Raw genomic sequence first — 15,316 nt, 5'->3', positions numbered from 1 at the left:
ATTCATTCGCAGTCACATTCATTGTGTGCGGGCGGCGAGCGCCTTCTGGACCGCGTCGATCTGGCCGCCGAACCAGGTCTGGATCGTCTGGCCCGCCGGTTCCGTCTCGGTGACGCCGATGACCGTGACCTTGTTCTGCCTGGCGATGTCGAGCAGCCTTGTCGTTGCCTCGTCGGTCACCTGCGAATTGTAGAACAGGATCTTGGCCGAGCCGTCCTTCAGGCTGTTTTCGAACGCCGCCACCTGCGTGGCGCTCGGCTCCGCATCGTTCATCAAGGCCACCTGGAAATCGTAGTTCAGCATCTTGAGACCGAGCGCTTCCGCCATGTAGCCGAAGACCGGCTCGGTAGCCGTCACCTCGGTGCCGGCATAGGTGTTCTTGACGTCGGCGATTTCCTCGTCAATGGCCTCGAGCGAGGTCTGGAATGCCTTCAGGTTCGTCTCATAATACACGGCATTGGCCGGATCGCGCTTGGCAAGGTCGGCGCTCAGCGCCTTGGCGATGGCCGGCAGCGTCGCCGGGTCGTACCACAGATGCGGGTTGTCGCCCGACTTCTTGCCGATCAGGTCGGCGGCGACGATGGTCGTGCGATCCTTGGCTGTCGAGGCCGACAGCAGCTTGTCCATCCACGGATCGTAGTCGGCGCCGTTATAGATGACGATCTTGGCGTCGGCGATGGTGCGCGCCGTCGACGGGCTGGTCTCGAACAGATGCGGATCGTCGTCGGGATTGGCCAGGATGCTGGTGACGGTGACGTTGCTGCCGCCGATCTGGCGGGCAAGGTCGCCATAGAAATTCTCGGCCGCCACGATGGTCAGCTTGTCTTCGGCGCGGGCAGCCGTGCCGGTCAAAAGCGGCACCGCGACGAGCAGCGCGGCGAGAAAGGGAATGCGACGCATCCGTGGTCTCCTTGCAGTCTGAAAGGTATGTCGCCGGAGAGGCGGGCTGTGTAACTGTATAACAGTAACAATATAACGTTTGCGTCGAAAATACGGTTGATGTCAATGGGCTTTTCGAGCCGCGCAGTTTTTCACGCGCACAAAAGCGTGAGCGGCCTGCGCCGATCAGGCGGAGCCACTCATGGCGGTCTTCCTGATGAATTCGCGGCGGGTAAGTTCCTTGCTTGTTGCCGTCAGTTTTGCGGGCGCCTTCCCTCCCACGCGTCCTGCAACAGGGCGCGGATTGCGGCGCGGTCGAAAGGCCGCGGATTCCAGTATGGGTTCCTGGTCGCAATCTCGGCGGCGCGGTCGAGATCGGCCTGCTTGAGGCCGAGTTCTTTCAATGTAAGGGGCGCGCCGACCGCCTTGGCGAAATCCTGGAGACCGCTACCGGCGCTGCCGCCAAACAAGTCGGCGACCGGCTTCAACAAGTCGGGCACCGCGGCGGCGTTGAAGCCGATCGTGTGCGGCAACATCACCGCATGCGTCTCGGCATGCGGCATGTCGAAAGAGCCGCCGAGCGTGTGACAGATCTTGTGATGCAGCGCCATGCCGACGGCGCCGAGCACCGTACCGCACAGCCAGGCGCCGTAAAGCGCATCGCCCCGTGCATCGATGTTTCCAGGCTCCTTGGTCAACACCGGCAGCGCCGCCTTCATGGCGCGCAATCCTTCTTTCGCCATCAGGGTGGAAATCGGATTGCGATCCTGCGCGTAAAGCGCTTCGGCCGCGTGCGCCATGGCGTTGAGTCCTGACGCGACGCTCATCGCTATCGGCAGGCCGACGGTCAGCTCTGGATCGTAGATCACCACTTCCGGCAGGATCCTTGCGTCACGCATTGTGGTTTTTTCGCCGTTCTCGGTCTGACCGAGGATCGGCGTCACCTCCGAGCCGGCATAGGTGGTCGGGATGACGATCTGCGGCAGGTCGGTGCGCCAGGCGATCGCCTTGCCGAGACCGGTGGTAGAGCCGCCGCCAAGCGCGACAACGCAGTCAGCCTTGACCTCGGTCGCCTTGGCCATTGCCGTTTGGGTTACCTCGACCGGCGTGTGCATGGCGGCGCCCGAAAAGGTGCCGGCCGCCAGCGCGCCGAGGGACTTGGCAAGCGCCTCGCCGTCGGCAGCCCGATGCGGCGTCGACAGCACCAGCGCGCGATTGCAGCCGAGTTTTTCGATCCAGGTGCCCACCTCGGACGACGCGCCATTGCCGAAGACAATATGCGCAGGGCTGCCGGAGTAGGTGAACGTCCTTGTCATGCCGATCCGCTCCCTTTGCATATTATCACTGTGACGGAGCCGAAATCGAGCGACCAGCTCTCGCCGCCGGCGACATCGTTTGCGTCGTCACCGTCTCGCAAGCGGGGCCTGATCTCTCCCGCGTACTCGCAAACGTATCGCCTTGACCACAAAAACGTCAAAAAAGTATCAGTGAGGTGGACACACCGTGGTGGCGGCTGCATGAATTGCCGCCTAAGCTTCGATCACTGCAGAGAGCGGCAAACGCGGCCTGCGGGAGATGGCACTGCAACTGGTCGCATGACCGGACCGGCGCCGGGAGGAACTGACATGAATCCGGACTTGGAAGTCGTCCAGATCAGACGCGGCGAGTCGTTCAAGGCCTGGGCCCACGGCTACCCCTTCCGCACGGTGCGCTGGCACTTCCATCCCGAATACGAAATCCATCACGTCGTCGCCACCACGGGCCATTATTTCGTCGGTGACTTCATCGGCGAGTTCGAGCCCGGCAATCTCGTGCTCACTGGCCCGAACCTGCCGCACAATTGGGTTAGCGACGTGCCGGCAGGCGCCAGCGTGCCGCTGCGCGGCCGCGTCGTGCAATTCTCGCAAGAGTTCATCGCAGACGCCACCGCCGCGTTGCCGGAACTTGCCGGTTGTGAAAACATTCTCGAGCTCAGCCGCCGCGGCGCGCTGTTCTCCACCGCTACCGCCAAGCTCGCCGCACCTGTGCTGGCCGAACTAGTCGAGGCGCAAGGCGTTCGCCGCATCGCGCTGTTCATGGAGCTGATCGATATTCTGAGCCGCGCCGCCGATGTACGGACGCTGACCAGCGCCAGCTATCTGCCGGATCCCTCAGGCTTCATGTCGGCCGGCGTCAACAAGGCGCTTGCCTTTATCAACGCCAACCTGACCGAGCCGTTCAGCGAAAGCGATCTGGCGGCGATTGCCGGGCGCAGCCCGAGCGCGTTTTCGCGCAGCTTCCGCCGTCATACCGGCATGGCGCTGGTTCAGTACGTCAACCGGCTGCGCATCAACCTTGCCTGCCAGTTGCTGATGAGCGAGGCCGACATGCCGATCACCGAGATCTGCTACGCCGCCGGCTACAACAACATCTCGAATTTCAACCGCCAGTTCCTGACCCAGAAAGGCATGTCGCCTTCGCGCTTCAGGGCCCTGCTGGCGGAAAACGTCAGCGCGGAGATTGCCGCCTAACAGGGAGGACCGGGAGGAGCCTAGACATTTACTGAGGTAAGAACGCGGGGTGCGTTGGAGGCGCCCCGTGCTGGAGATCGCTTGTCCCGAAATCCAGAGATATCAAGAGGATGCGCAGCACGGATCAAGTGCTCCGTTGTTCCTCGCAACAGCCGACTGCAGTCAAGGCCCGGCGCCATGTGGTGTCCAAGGCTTCATGAAACCATTCCTTGAAACGGAGCTATCGAAATGACCAGATTTGCCTGGAAATCGACGGGAGCCATCGCGCTCACTCTTTCTCTTCTTGGCGGCACCGCTGCCTTTGCCGCCCCGGTTACCGACGCCACGGTCGCCTTCTTGATGCCCGACCAGGCCTCGACGCGCTACGAGCAGCACGACTATCCCGGCTTCGTCGCCGAGATGAAAAAACTCTGCCCCGGCTGCAAGGTGATCTACCAGAACGCCGATGCCGACGCCTCGCGCCAGCAGCAGCAGTTCAACTCGGTGATCTCGCAAGGCGCCAAGGCGATCGTGCTCGACCCTGTCGACTCGACCGCCGCCGCCTCGCTGGTCAAGCTGGCGCAGAGCCAAGGCGTCAAGGTCATCGCGTATGATCGCCCGATCCCGACCGCACCTGCCGACTTCTACGTCTCGTTCAACAATGAAGGCATCGGCAAGGCCATTGCCGACTCGCTCGTCGAACACCTCAAGGCGCTGAAGGTCGACCCCGCCAGCGGCGGCCTGCTGCAGATCAACGGATCGCCGACCGACGCGGCCGCCGGGCTGATCAAGAAGGGCATCCATTCCAGCCTCGACAACAGCGGCTACAAGATCCTTGCCGAATACGACACGCCGGAATGGGCGCCGCCGAAGGCGCAGCAATGGGCAAGCGGCCAGATCACCCGCTTCTCCACGCAGATCGTCGGCGTCGTTGCGGCCAATGACGGCACCGGTGGTGGCGCCATCGCCGCCTTCAAGGCCGCCGGTGTCGATCCGGTGCCGCCGGTGACCGGCAACGATGCGACCATCGCCGCCCTGCAGCTGATCATCGCCGGCGACCAGTACAACACCATCTCCAAGCCGAGCGAGATCGTTGCGGCGGCTGCAGCCAACGTCGCCGTCCAGCTTCTGTCGGGCGAGACGCCGAAGGCCGAAATGACCCTCTACGACACCCCGTCGCAGCTGTTCACGCCGGCGGTGGTGACGCAGGAAAACCTCAAGGCCGAGATCATCGACAAGAAGATCAACACCGCCGAAGAGCTTTGCGTCGACCGCTATGCCGAAGGCTGCAAGAAGCTCGGCATCACAAAGTGACAATGCAGGTCGCCCCAAAAGTGCGCAGCGGTTTTGGGATAACGACATGCATAAAAGGATGACCTAGAATCCTGATCCTGCTTTCCGGCCGCCCTTGCGGCGGCCGGAAGTTCGCAGTCACTCTTGACCGCCCATCCGGAAAGGTTTGCCACCATGTCTGACATCTCTGACGGACCGGTTTCGGCAGGCGAGCTGGTGCTCAGCCTGCGCGGCATCTCGAAGAATTTCGGCGCCGTTTCGGCGCTCACCGATATCGATCTCGATGTCCATGCCGGCGAGGTGGTGGCGCTGGTCGGCGACAATGGCGCCGGCAAGTCGACGCTGGTCAAGATTCTGGCCGGCGTCCACCAGCCGAGCTCGGGCACCATCAATTTCCGCGGCAGGCAAGTGACGATGCCCGACCCGAGCGCCGCGCTGACGCTCGGCATCGCCACCGTCTTCCAGGATCTCGCACTGTGCGAAAACCTCGACGTCGTCGCCAACATCTTTCTAGGCAAGGAGATCAACCCGCTGCGGCTGGACGAGGTGGCGATGGAAATTCGCGCCTGGACGCTGCTCAACGAATTGTCGGCGCGTATTCCAAGCGTCCGCGAGGCGGTCGCCTCGCTGTCCGGCGGCCAGCGCCAGACCGTGGCGATCGCCCGCTCGCTGCTGCTCGACCCCAAGGTCATCCTGCTCGACGAGCCGACCGCCGCTCTTGGCGTCGCCCAGACGGCGGAAGTGCTGAACCTCATCGACCGGGTGCGCGAGCGTGGGCTCGGCGTGCTGATGATCAGTCACAATATGGAGGACGTGCGCGCCGTCGCCGACCGCATCGTCGTGCTCAGGCTCGGCCGCAACAACGGCGTCTTCGAACCCGACGCCTCGAACCAGGAACTGGTCAGCGCCATCACCGGCGCCGCCAACAATGCAGTGTCGCGCCGCGCCGAACGGCGCAAGGCCGCCGAACAAGCGCACAACCAGGAGCAGCGGCCATGAGCGCGGAGCCCAAGCAGGACACCTCTTCGTCGACGGCGCTCGACCGCAGCGACGTCCGCGTCAAGCACCAGGCCGGCGTCGGTGGCGCCATCAGCGCCTTCTTCGACCGCGTCCGCTCCGGCGACCTCGGCTCGTTGCCGGTCATCGTCGGCCTGGTCATCATCTGGAGCGTGTTCACCGCGCTCAACCCGGTGTTCGTTTCGTCAAGCAACCTCGTTAATCTGTTGTTCGACTGCTCGACCGTCGGCGTCATCGCGCTCGGCATAGTCTTCGTGCTGATGGTCGGCGAGATCGACCTGTCGGTCGGCTCGATCAGCGGCTTTGCCTCGGCCATGGTGGGCACGCTGTGGGTCAACCAGGGCTGGCCGGTGGCGCTCGCCATCCTCGCCGCGATTGCCGTCGGCGGTTTCATCGGCGCGCTCTATGCCTTGCTGTTCAACCGGCTCGGCATGCCGAGTTTCGTCTCGACGCTGGCCGGCTTGCTCGCCGTGCTGGGCCTGCAGCTGTATATTCTGGGCTCCACCGGCTCGATCAATCTGCCCTATGGCTCGAACCTGGTGAATTTCGGCCAGTTGCTGGTCATGCCGGACTGGCTGTCCTATGCACTGGCGGCATTGCCCGGCATCGTCATGCTGATCACCGGCCTGCGAACCGTCAGCCGCCGCCGGGCCGTCAATTTGTCGGCGCCGTCTGTCGGCGGCCTCATCGTGCGCGTCGCCGCCCTGACCATCCTGCTAGAACTGATCGTCGGTTATCTCAACCAGGCGCGCGGCATACCGTGGATGTTCGGCCTGTTCGTCGGCCTGGTGGTGGCGATGAACTATGCGCTGACCCGCACCCAATGGGGCCGCTCGATGACCGCCGTCGGCGGCAACCGCGAAGCGGCGCGCCGGGCCGGCATCAAGGTGCGCTCGATCTACCTCAGCGCCTTCGTCATGTGCTCGATGTTTGCCGCCCTCGGCGGCGTCCTGTCGGCGGCGCGGCTGGCCTCCGCCAGCCAGCAGGCCGGCACCGGCGACGTCAACCTCAACGCCATTGCGGCGGCGGTCATAGGCGGCACCAGCCTGTTTGGCGGCCGTGGCAGCGCCTATTCCGCGCTGCTCGGCATCATCGTCATCCAGTCGATCGCCAGCGGGCTGACCTTGCTCGATCTGTCATCGTCGCTTCGCTACATGATCACCGGCGCCGTTCTGGCAATTGCGGTCATCGTCGACTCCCTGGCACGCCGCTCGCGGGTTTCCCACGGCCGAGCCTGAACCAACAGAGAATACGAGGATAGAAGAATGGCTCAGGATTTGAGTGGAAAAGTCGCGGCGATCACCGGCGCCGCGTCGGGCATAGGCCTGGAATGCGCGAGAGCGCTGATTGCCGCCGGCGTTCGCGTTGTGCTCGTCGATCGCGCCGAAGACGCGCTGAAAAGCGTCTGCACCGAACTCGGTCCCAACGCGATCCCGCTGGTGATCGATCTGATGAAGCCGGCCAGCGTCGCGACGATGATGCCGCAAATCCTGGACAAGGCAGGCCAGCTCGATATCTTCCACGCCAATGCCGGCGCCTATGTCGGCGGCCCGGTGCTCGAAGGCGACCCGGATGCCTGGGACCGCATGCTGAACCTCAACATCAATGCGGTCTTTCGTTCCATCCACGCCGTGCTGCCGCATATGGTCGAACGCAAGACCGGCGACATCATCGTCACGTCTTCGATCGCCGGACTGGTGCCCGTGGTCTGGGAGCCGATCTACACAGCGTCGAAACACGCCGTGCAGGCCTTCGTCCATACGGTGCGCCGCCAGGTCGCCCCGCACGGCCTGCGCGTCGGCGCGGTGCAGCCGGGGCCGGTGGTGACAGCGCTGATCAGCGATTGGCCGAAGGACAAGCTCGAGGATGAACTGGCCAAGGGCGGCCTGATTCAGCCGGTCGAGGTCGCCGAAGCCGTGCTGTTCATGCTGACGCGGCCAAGGAACGTCACCATCAGGGATCTGGTGATCCTGCCGCAGAGCAATGATTTGTGAGGCAGTAGGCGTTAGGCCTTAGGCGTTAGGCAGCAGGGAATGGGGAGAGGCTCTTGCAACTGACCATTCACTGCCGACCATCTCGCCTACTGCCTACTGCCTAACTTCTGAGGTTTCCCATGTCCCACTTCCTCGGCATCGACGTCGGCACTGGCAGTGCCAGGGCGGGGGTGTTCGACAGCAAGGGCACCATGCTTGCCTCGGCGAAGCGCGACATCGCTCTGTTCATCGAGCCCGGCGAAATCGCCGAACAGTCGAGCGAGGACATCTGGCGCGCGGTTTGCGCCAGCGTGCGCGAGGCGGTGACGGAGTCGGGGCTTGCCGGGCGCGACATTGCCGGCATTGGCTTCGACGCCACCTGTTCGCTGGTCGTGGTCGGCCAGGATGGCGCGCCGTTGCCGGCCGGCAGTTCCGGCGACAGCCAGCGCAACATCATCGTCTGGATGGATCACCGCGCGCTCGACCAGGCGCAGCGCATCAATGCCGGCAAGCACGCCGTGCTCGACTATGTCGGCGGCACCATCTCGCCGGAAATGGAAACGCCGAAGCTGCTGTGGCTGCGCGAGAACCTGCCCGCCACCTTCGATGCGGCCGAGCATTTCTTCGACCTGACGGACTATCTGACCTGGCGCTCAACCGGCAGCCTGGCGCGCTCGATCTGCACGCTGACCTGCAAATGGACCTATCTCGGTCATGAGCGGCGCTGGGACGACGCCTATTTCCGTGCCGTCGGCCTCGGCGCGCTCGCCGATGAAGGCTTTGCCCGCATCGGCACCGAAATCGTCGAAGGCGGCACGGCACTTGCCCAAGGCCTGACTGAGGCCGCCGCGGCCGATCTCGGCCTGCTGCCGGGAACGCCGGTTGCTGCCGGACTGATCGATGCCCATGCCGGGGGAGTCGGCACGGTTGGCGGGCAGGGCTCCGTCGGCACCTTGCAGTCGCGCATGGCCTATGTGTTCGGCACTTCGGCCTGCACCATGGCCAGCACCAGCGAGCCGGCCTTCGTGCCCGGCGTCTGGGGTCCGTATTTTTCCTCGATGGTGCCGGGGCTTTGGCTCAATGAAGGCGGGCAATCGGCGGCGGGTGCTGCAATCGACCACCTCGTCGCTTTCCATCCGGCCACGGCTGAGGCATCCGCAAAAGCCAAGGCGGAAGGTCTCGGCCTGACCGCTTGGCTTGGTCAGCAGGCGGCGAAACAGTCCGCCGACCTGTCCGCAGTAGCGCACCTGGCCGATGGACTGCATGTCGTGCCGGAATTCCTCGGCAACCGCTCGCCCTTCGCCGATCCCGAGTCCAAGGCCCTGATCGCCGGGCTTGGCATGGACACGTCCCTCGACAGTCTGGTCGCGCTCTATGTCGCCGGCCTGCTGGGCATCGGCTACGGCGTTCGCCAGATCCTGGCGGCGATGGCCAAAAAAGGCATTGCCATCGACACTATCGTCGTCAGCGGCGGTGCGGCGCAAAGCGAGCTGGTACGTCAGCTTTTGGCCGACACCACAGGCCTGACCGTCGCCGGTTCGACCTCGCCCGAACCGGTGCTGCTCGGCTCAGCCATATTGGCTGCGGTGGCGGCGCAAAAATTTCCCGATGTGATCGCGGCGATGACCGGCATGTCGCGCATCGGCGACATCTATCGCCCGGCCGGTGGCGACCTCGTGCCCTGGCACGACAAGCGCTTCGCCGCCTTCGAATTGCTGCAGCAGGCAGGCCGGGCCATCCGCGATTGAACGGCTTCGCTCACGTCCAGAAATAGCGGACGATGTGGAAGAACACCGGTGCGGCGAAGACCAGGCTGTCGGCGCGGTCCATCATGCCGCCGTGACCCTCGATCAGGTGACCCCAGTCCTTGACGCCCTGGTCGCGCTTGATCGCCGACGCCACCAGCCCGCCGAGGAACCCCATCAGGCAGGCGATGGAGGCGACGCCTGCCGCCGCCAGCGGCGAGAACGGCGTCAGGAACGACAGCAGCGCGCCGAGAAGGCTCGATGCCACCAGCCCGCCGCCCAGCCCTTCCCAGGTCTTCGAGGGCGAGACGGAGGGCGACAGAAGATGCCTGCCGAACAGCTTGCCGAAAATGTATTGCAGCACGTCGCTGCCTTGCACGGTGATGATCAGGAAGGCGATGAGCAGGAGGTTGCGGCCCTCGAAACCGGGCACGTTGAGGGTCAGCAGCGCCGGCACATGGCTGACGCAGTAGACCGAGATCATGACCGCCCATTGCTGCGCGGACACGCGCTCGAGGAAGCGCTCGGTGTCGCCGTTGAGCGCGGTGACCGCCGGCATCAAGAGGAAGCAGTAGACGGGGATGAAAATGGTGAAGAGCCCGTACCAGGCGGTCCACACCAGCCAGTACTGGAAGGGAATGATGATGCCGAACATGCCGAGCAGCACCCAGTGGTCGCTGCGCCGGCTGTGCGTCAGCGTCACGAACTCGCGCAGCGCGGCAAACGAGATCAGCGCAAACAGGATGGTCATGCCGGTGCGGCCGAAGAAGAAGGCGACGGTGATCGCCAGCACCATCACCCACCAGGCGTTGATGCGCTGGTTCAAGTTGACGAGCGTCGAGGGCAGCGGCTTCGGCGCCCGCCATGAGAGGATACCGGCAACGATGCTCGCCATGGTCAGCACGCAGATCAGGCCGGCCAGCAGGATGACGGTTTCATGCATTGGCGGCAGTGTCATACGAAGTCTCTTTGCCTGGTCATGCTAGTGGTCCCGATCGGGACGCGGGTTGAGCGACAGCAGCGTCTGGCGCGCGCGCTCGAGGAAGGTGCGGCGTTCTTCGCCGGGCGCGATCGCCACCGGCGGACCGAAGACGACGCGGCACAGAAGCGGCACCGGCAGGAACTGGCCCTTGGGCAGCACGCGCGACATGTTCTCGATCCAGCACGGGATGAGTTCGACATCGGGCCGCGCCATCGACAGATTGTAGAGGCCGGAGCGGAACGGCAGCAGATCCGCCTCCGTCGTGTTGCGAGTGCCTTCGGGAAACAGGATCAGCGAGTGGCCGTCGTCGAGCACCGACAGCATGATCGAGATCGGGTGTTGCGTTTCGTCGGTCCACTGCCGGTGGATGAGCACGGACGACAGCATGTCCTGCGCGATGAAGCGGCGCAGCCGCGACTTGCCCCAATATTCGGCCGCCGCGATCGCATGGGTCCGGGCGCGCACCTTCTCACTCAGACAGGCCGACAGCAGGATGAAATCACCATGGCTGGCATGGTTGGCGAAGTAGATGCGCTGCCGCTCCGACGGCTGGCTGCCGTTCCAGATTGGTCTGACGCCGGTTACCACCCAGGCCGCCGCCGACAGGCCGACCGACGTCACCGTCTGCAGCAAGGTGAAGGTGTTGGCGCGCAGGTGAAGTTTTGTCATGGCTCAAACAAATGCTGCGAAAAGGGATGCCGCAGCAAACATGGCGAGCGCCATGCGCTGCCTTGTCAGCAGGCGGCGCGTGCCTGCCATGCGATGGTCGAGCGAGCGGCCGCCGGCAGTGGTGGATTTCAGGCGCATGCGCGCCAGCACATCGTCGACCGCGGCACCCCCGGCGGCCTCGCTGGCGTGGCTTGCCATCAGCCGGAACAGCAGCGCATCGAACAAAAGCAAGGCCGAAAGAGCCAGCGTGGCCACGGCGCTCGCCGCCGTGACCAGCCAGGCCGCCGCGGACAGCGCTGTCGTCTGCGGCCCGGCCACCAGGCCGATGACCGGCGCTGCCATCACAGCCGCCACCACGAGCAGGATCGGCCACACCGCCTGCACCATCAGTCCGGCGGCGAATATTTCGGCGTTCTCGGGAAAATTCTCGCCACTCATGCCGGCCAACTCATGTCGGTTCTTCCAGCCCGATCTGAAGATGCACGGGCCGGCTCAATGCGGCGAGTTTCCTGCGCGCCTGCGCGGCAGTGTGCGAGCGTCCGGTCACAACCAGCCAGTCGGCGACGACGGCTGCACTGCGCTGGAAGCCGAGCGCGCAGCAGACCAGGACGGTGCCGCGCCGGCGCGCCAGCTCGATCGCCGCCACCGCTCGCTCCAGCCTGTCGTGAGGCGGCGCCACGAGGTCGAGCATCGCGTAGCTGATCCAGCGGCAGGTCACGCCGCGCGGCCGTTCCATCTCGCCGGCAAGGTCGATCACTGTGCCGAAGCGGTTGGCCTCGTCGGCACTCGGAAACCGGCCGAGGAAAACACCGTCGGTGATCTCCGCTTGCGGCGCCAGTTGGCGGGTCCATACCCACACATTGATCCGGGCGCCAAGCCGGTAGGGCAGGAGCAGGATACGGTTGGCCAGTGAGACGCTACCATCGGCTGCCTTCTGGAACACTTTGGCGCCGGCCCCAGCATAGCCGAAGGCGACGATGGCCAGCGCCAATGCCGGCCACAACAGGATGAGAAAATCGGCGGAGACCAACGCGCCCTCGGCAGCGCCGGCCAGGGCAAGGGCCGCCCCCAGCCCGTAATAACCCGCCAGCCGCCGCGCCCTTGGGTCGGCGGTCAACCGAAAACCCCAGAATGGCAGCTCGCCCTTGGACGGAAACAGCCACAGCGCAAACAGGCCGAGCAGGGCGCCGGTCGGAATGTCGATGAAATGATGCTGCCAGGTCGTCAGCACCGAGGCGCCGATGAGAAAGCACCAGACGTGCCAGACCGGGCGGAGAATGCCGCCGAGACGGTGACGTGCCAGAACGTGACGCCAATGGTCCCAGATGATCACCAGGAGTGCGATGTGCAGGGATGGCGCCTGGTTGAACGGCTTGTCGAAACCACCGAGCACTGCAAACAGGAAACCCGGCAGGCCGGTGGTTTCCGGCCGCACGAATGTCGCCGTCAGCGGGAACGCGATGAAGCAGGCGACGGCAATGATCTGCGCCGAGAGATAACGGCCGGCGAGCCGGTTGACACCGCGCCTGGTCGTGTTGAGCAGCAGCGATAGGCCGTAGAACAGATTGATCGACCAATAGGGCACGATCGTCCAGGCGACGAAAGGGATGGCGTGTTCCCAGGCAAACATGATGCTGCCGACATGGTCGCGCCGCGACGCCAGCCAGTTGGCAAAGCCATAGGTCGAATAGAAGAACGGCGCCAGCAGCGCCAGCCAAAGGGCGGCCCTCAGCACGATGCCCAAATAGGGTTCCCGCGCCGGGGCAGGGTCAGTGACAGGCAGGGCCATGGTCTCAGACGCGCCGTGCGACCGAGACGGTGAAGATGCCCCATTGGTCGATGCGCTGGTCGATCTTTTCGAAACCGGCAGCCGTCACCAACTGGTCCATCTCGCCCTGCGTGCGCCGCCGCATCACCCAGGCCTGGCCGCCGCGATGCGAGGTCAGGCTGCGCGCGATCATCTCCAGCTGCGGATGCCATGGCTGGTTGGTGTAGACGAGCAGGCTGCCGGACTGCATGGCGCTGGCCAGCCCGCCGAGCGAGCGGGAAATCATCGTGTTGTCGGCGAACAATTCGTAAAGCCCGGAGACGATGGCGAGGTCCGGCGCCGGCTTTTGCCCGGCCAGCATGTCGGCATCGAAGGCGTCGGCCTGGTGGAAGCTGACGCTGGTCGGCAGACGCCGCTCGGCGATCAGCTTCGAACCCAACCCGACATTGAGCTCGGAATAATCCTGCAGCCGCACGCTTGCTGGTGGTTCAGTGCATTTGGCGACGGCATCGAGCACATAGCGGCCGTGACCGGCGGCGATGTCGAGCATGTGGACGGGACGGCCGGCTGCCTTCAGGCTGGCGGCGGCGTTGCCGATCAGCTCTTCCAGATGCAGCTTGCGCTGGCGGATGCCGCGCCAGCCGATGGCGTCGAGGAAGGTGCGGTCGATCATGCGGCCGATGAAGCCGATGCCGCGCGCGTCGTTCTCGTAGACATAGTCGAGCGTCGAGCCGGAATCGAAGCCGGTGGCGATGCCAATCTTCATGCCCGAAGACAGCCAGGCGCCGATGCCGATCGAGGCGCGGCTTATCGCCCAGTAGATACCCTTTGGCGACAGCAGCGCCAGCGGCGAGGCCAGCCTCTCGGCCTCGTCGCGGGTGTAGCCGGCGCGGTCGGCCTGAAGCAAGTCGATGGTTTTCTCCGGCGTGGCAAATTGCTTTTCGAGGAATGGCCGGATCAGGTCCAGCGCCTGCTTGCGACCGCGCTCGCCCAGCGTGTCGTGGAAGAAGCCGGGCAGCGCATGCCGCTCCTTGGCGCTGCTGCCGAGATTGACGAAGAACTCGTGCTGCGGTCCATGCCGCACCACCCAATCGCTGCCGGAGATCAAGAGCTGCGTCGGCACGGTGATGGCGCGCGCGTCCGAGACGATGCGGGCAGCGTGGTCGTAAAGCTCGACCAGGATGTTGGAGGCGATCGGTCGCGTGATCAGCGGATCGGCGTCGAAGGAAGCGATGCGCTCGGCATCATGCGTCAGGAACTTCGCCTTGACGTAGGAATTGACGAAGAAGCGGCCCTTGAGCTTCTGCCACAGCGCAATGCCCTCTTTGGCGAAGGGCACGTAGAGCTTGACCGAAAAGGCCGGTGAAGCCACCACCAGCGCGCGGATGTCGGGCGCATAGTCATGCACCCAGGCAGCAGCCAGCACGGCGCCGAACGACTGCGCGATCAGCGCGATGTCGCGCTGGCCAAAACCATCCCGGCCGATCTCACGCACCAGGCAGTCGATGTCACGAACCAGGGCGGCAAAGGATGGCGCATAGCCGCGCTCCCCGGCCGAGCGGCCATTGCCGCGCACGTCCCAGGCGTAGAAGGCATGGTCGGGCATGGCGAGTTCGTCGACCAGATGCGCCATGCGGCCGCCATGCTCGTGGCCGCGATGGAACAGAAGGATCGCACCCTTTGGCGTCGACCCGGCGGCCGGCCAGTAGCGGTAGAAGATCTCGGTGCCGTCATGGCTCTTGAACGTGCGCTCCAGCGCGATGCGCTCGAGGCTTGCCGGTGCTCCGGCTGCAATGGTCTGGTGGATCATGGTTTCCCTCTGGCGGTCGGGTGCCTGACGCTTTGGCATCATGCGCCGCCCACTCTAAGGCCGCCGCGTATCCGGTTGATGGCGGTTACGACTGACAGTGTAGCCATGACCGGAAACACAAAGGGCACAATCGCTTGGAACCACAGGCCGCAGGCGATGAGGAAGGCGATGACGCCGAGCACCAGGGCTCGGTCGCTCTTGCCGAACGGCCCGGCATAGTTGCGCCCGCTGCCGGCGGCGACGCCGAGCACGCCGGCGAACTCGACCAGCATGGCGGTAATAGCGAAGGCAACGACACCCCAGGCCGGGAACAGCGGAGCAAAGGCCAGGATCAGCGCCAGGTCCGAGACGACGTCGCAGAGTTCGTTGAGATACATCCCGAGTTTCGACGCTTGTCCATGTTCCCTGGCCAGCATCCCATCAACGGCGTTGAGCGCCATGCGCACGAACAGCACCACCGGCATCAACAGGAACACCAGGAGATGGAAGGCAAAGGCAGTGACCACCAGGCCTGTGGCGATAGACAGTGCTGCGGCGAGAAGCGTAATCTGGTTGGCGGTGACGCCAGCATCGGCCAGCCGGTCGGCCAACGGCCGCAGCCTGGCCTGAAAGGCCGGTTTCAGTTGATAAAGCGTTGGCATGTGCGATCCCCCAACCGCGGCTCATGACAGTGTCGGCGAGATTGGTCAAT

Annotated in this window: 14 protein-coding genes; 6 read left to right on the top strand and 8 right to left on the bottom strand. The window is 64.5% G+C overall.

The annotated features are described in order from the left end of the window. Window positions 1–18 precede the first annotated feature (18 nt). Window positions 19–900: a metal ABC transporter solute-binding protein, Zn/Mn family gene (locus tag NKJ77_RS25140; protein ID WP_352535896.1), complete on the bottom strand. Its 882-nt coding sequence runs from the start codon at window positions 898–900 to the stop codon at window positions 19–21. A 233-nt stretch (window positions 901–1,133) separates the two neighbouring features. Then, on the bottom strand, window positions 1,134–2,195 hold the full coding sequence (locus NKJ77_RS25135) for a maleylacetate reductase (protein WP_352535895.1): 1,062 nt from the start codon (window positions 2,193–2,195) through the stop codon (window positions 1,134–1,136). A gap of 309 nt (window positions 2,196–2,504) precedes the next feature. Between NKJ77_RS25135 and NKJ77_RS25130 the strand changes: the two genes are divergently transcribed. The 6 genes from NKJ77_RS25130 to NKJ77_RS25105 all read left to right on the top strand — a co-directional run bounded on the left by NKJ77_RS25130 (window position 2,505) and on the right by NKJ77_RS25105 (window position 9,399). Further along, window positions 2,505–3,389, top strand: coding sequence for an AraC family transcriptional regulator (locus tag NKJ77_RS25130; RefSeq protein WP_352535894.1), 885 nt, complete (start codon window positions 2,505–2,507; stop codon window positions 3,387–3,389). Between the two features lie 228 nt (window positions 3,390–3,617). Then, window positions 3,618–4,682 carry an ABC transporter substrate-binding protein gene (locus NKJ77_RS25125; protein WP_023672498.1) on the top strand — a complete coding sequence of 355 codons (1,065 nt, stop codon included), beginning with the start codon at window positions 3,618–3,620 and terminating at the stop codon, window positions 4,680–4,682. Between the two features lie 153 nt (window positions 4,683–4,835). Further along, window positions 4,836–5,660, top strand: a complete 825-nt coding sequence (locus NKJ77_RS25120) for an ATP-binding cassette domain-containing protein (protein WP_023688990.1) — start codon at window positions 4,836–4,838, stop codon at window positions 5,658–5,660. Next, on the top strand, window positions 5,657–6,916 hold the full coding sequence (locus tag NKJ77_RS25115; protein WP_023688989.1) for a sugar ABC transporter permease: 1,260 nt from the start codon (window positions 5,657–5,659) through the stop codon (window positions 6,914–6,916). Before NKJ77_RS25120 ends, NKJ77_RS25115 begins: the two co-directional genes overlap by 4 nt. 27 nt (window positions 6,917–6,943) lie before the next feature. Beyond that, entirely contained in the window at window positions 6,944–7,672 is a 729-nt protein-coding gene (locus tag NKJ77_RS25110) for an SDR family oxidoreductase (protein ID WP_023688988.1), read from the top strand. Between the two features lie 119 nt (window positions 7,673–7,791). After that, window positions 7,792–9,399 (top strand): FGGY-family carbohydrate kinase, encoded by a 1,608-nt coding sequence (locus tag NKJ77_RS25105; protein ID WP_023688987.1) that lies wholly within the window; start codon window positions 7,792–7,794, stop codon window positions 9,397–9,399. 10 nt (window positions 9,400–9,409) lie between these two features. Here the strand turns inward: NKJ77_RS25105 and NKJ77_RS25100 are convergent, their stop codons facing one another. The 6 genes from NKJ77_RS25100 to NKJ77_RS25075 are packed head-to-tail and all read right to left on the bottom strand — an operon-like array spanning window position 9,410 to window position 15,266. Then, the gene (locus tag NKJ77_RS25100) at window positions 9,410–10,339 is read right to left on the bottom strand and encodes a phosphatidate cytidylyltransferase (RefSeq protein ID WP_031195140.1); all 930 of its coding nucleotides are present in this window, start codon (window positions 10,337–10,339) and stop codon (window positions 9,410–9,412) included. Between the two features lie 39 nt (window positions 10,340–10,378). Further along, a complete protein-coding gene (locus tag NKJ77_RS25095) occupies window positions 10,379–11,047 on the bottom strand; it encodes a lysophospholipid acyltransferase family protein (protein WP_023672504.1) in 669 nt (222 codons plus the stop codon). Between the two features lie 3 nt (window positions 11,048–11,050). Next, window positions 11,051–11,485: a hypothetical protein gene (locus tag NKJ77_RS25090; RefSeq protein ID WP_023688985.1), complete on the bottom strand. Its 435-nt coding sequence runs from the start codon at window positions 11,483–11,485 to the stop codon at window positions 11,051–11,053. A 10-nt stretch (window positions 11,486–11,495) separates the two neighbouring features. Then, the gene (locus NKJ77_RS25085) at window positions 11,496–12,836 is read right to left on the bottom strand and encodes a phosphatase PAP2/dual specificity phosphatase family protein (RefSeq protein WP_023695494.1); all 1,341 of its coding nucleotides are present in this window, start codon (window positions 12,834–12,836) and stop codon (window positions 11,496–11,498) included. A 4-nt stretch (window positions 12,837–12,840) separates the two neighbouring features. Continuing rightward, a complete protein-coding gene (locus NKJ77_RS25080; RefSeq protein WP_502902097.1) occupies window positions 12,841–14,622 on the bottom strand; it encodes a bifunctional alpha/beta hydrolase/class I SAM-dependent methyltransferase in 1,782 nt (593 codons plus the stop codon). Window positions 14,623–14,663: 41 nt separating this feature from the next. Then, window positions 14,664–15,266, bottom strand: a complete 603-nt coding sequence (locus NKJ77_RS25075; RefSeq protein WP_352535892.1) for a CDP-alcohol phosphatidyltransferase family protein — start codon at window positions 15,264–15,266, stop codon at window positions 14,664–14,666. Between the last annotated feature and the right edge of the window lie 50 nt (window positions 15,267–15,316).

This window comes from Mesorhizobium sp. M0052 (genome assembly GCF_040323255.1).
In the GTDB taxonomy this organism is placed as follows: domain Bacteria; phylum Pseudomonadota; class Alphaproteobacteria; order Rhizobiales; family Rhizobiaceae; genus Mesorhizobium.
This window is presented reverse-complemented; position numbering and strand designations above follow the sequence as displayed.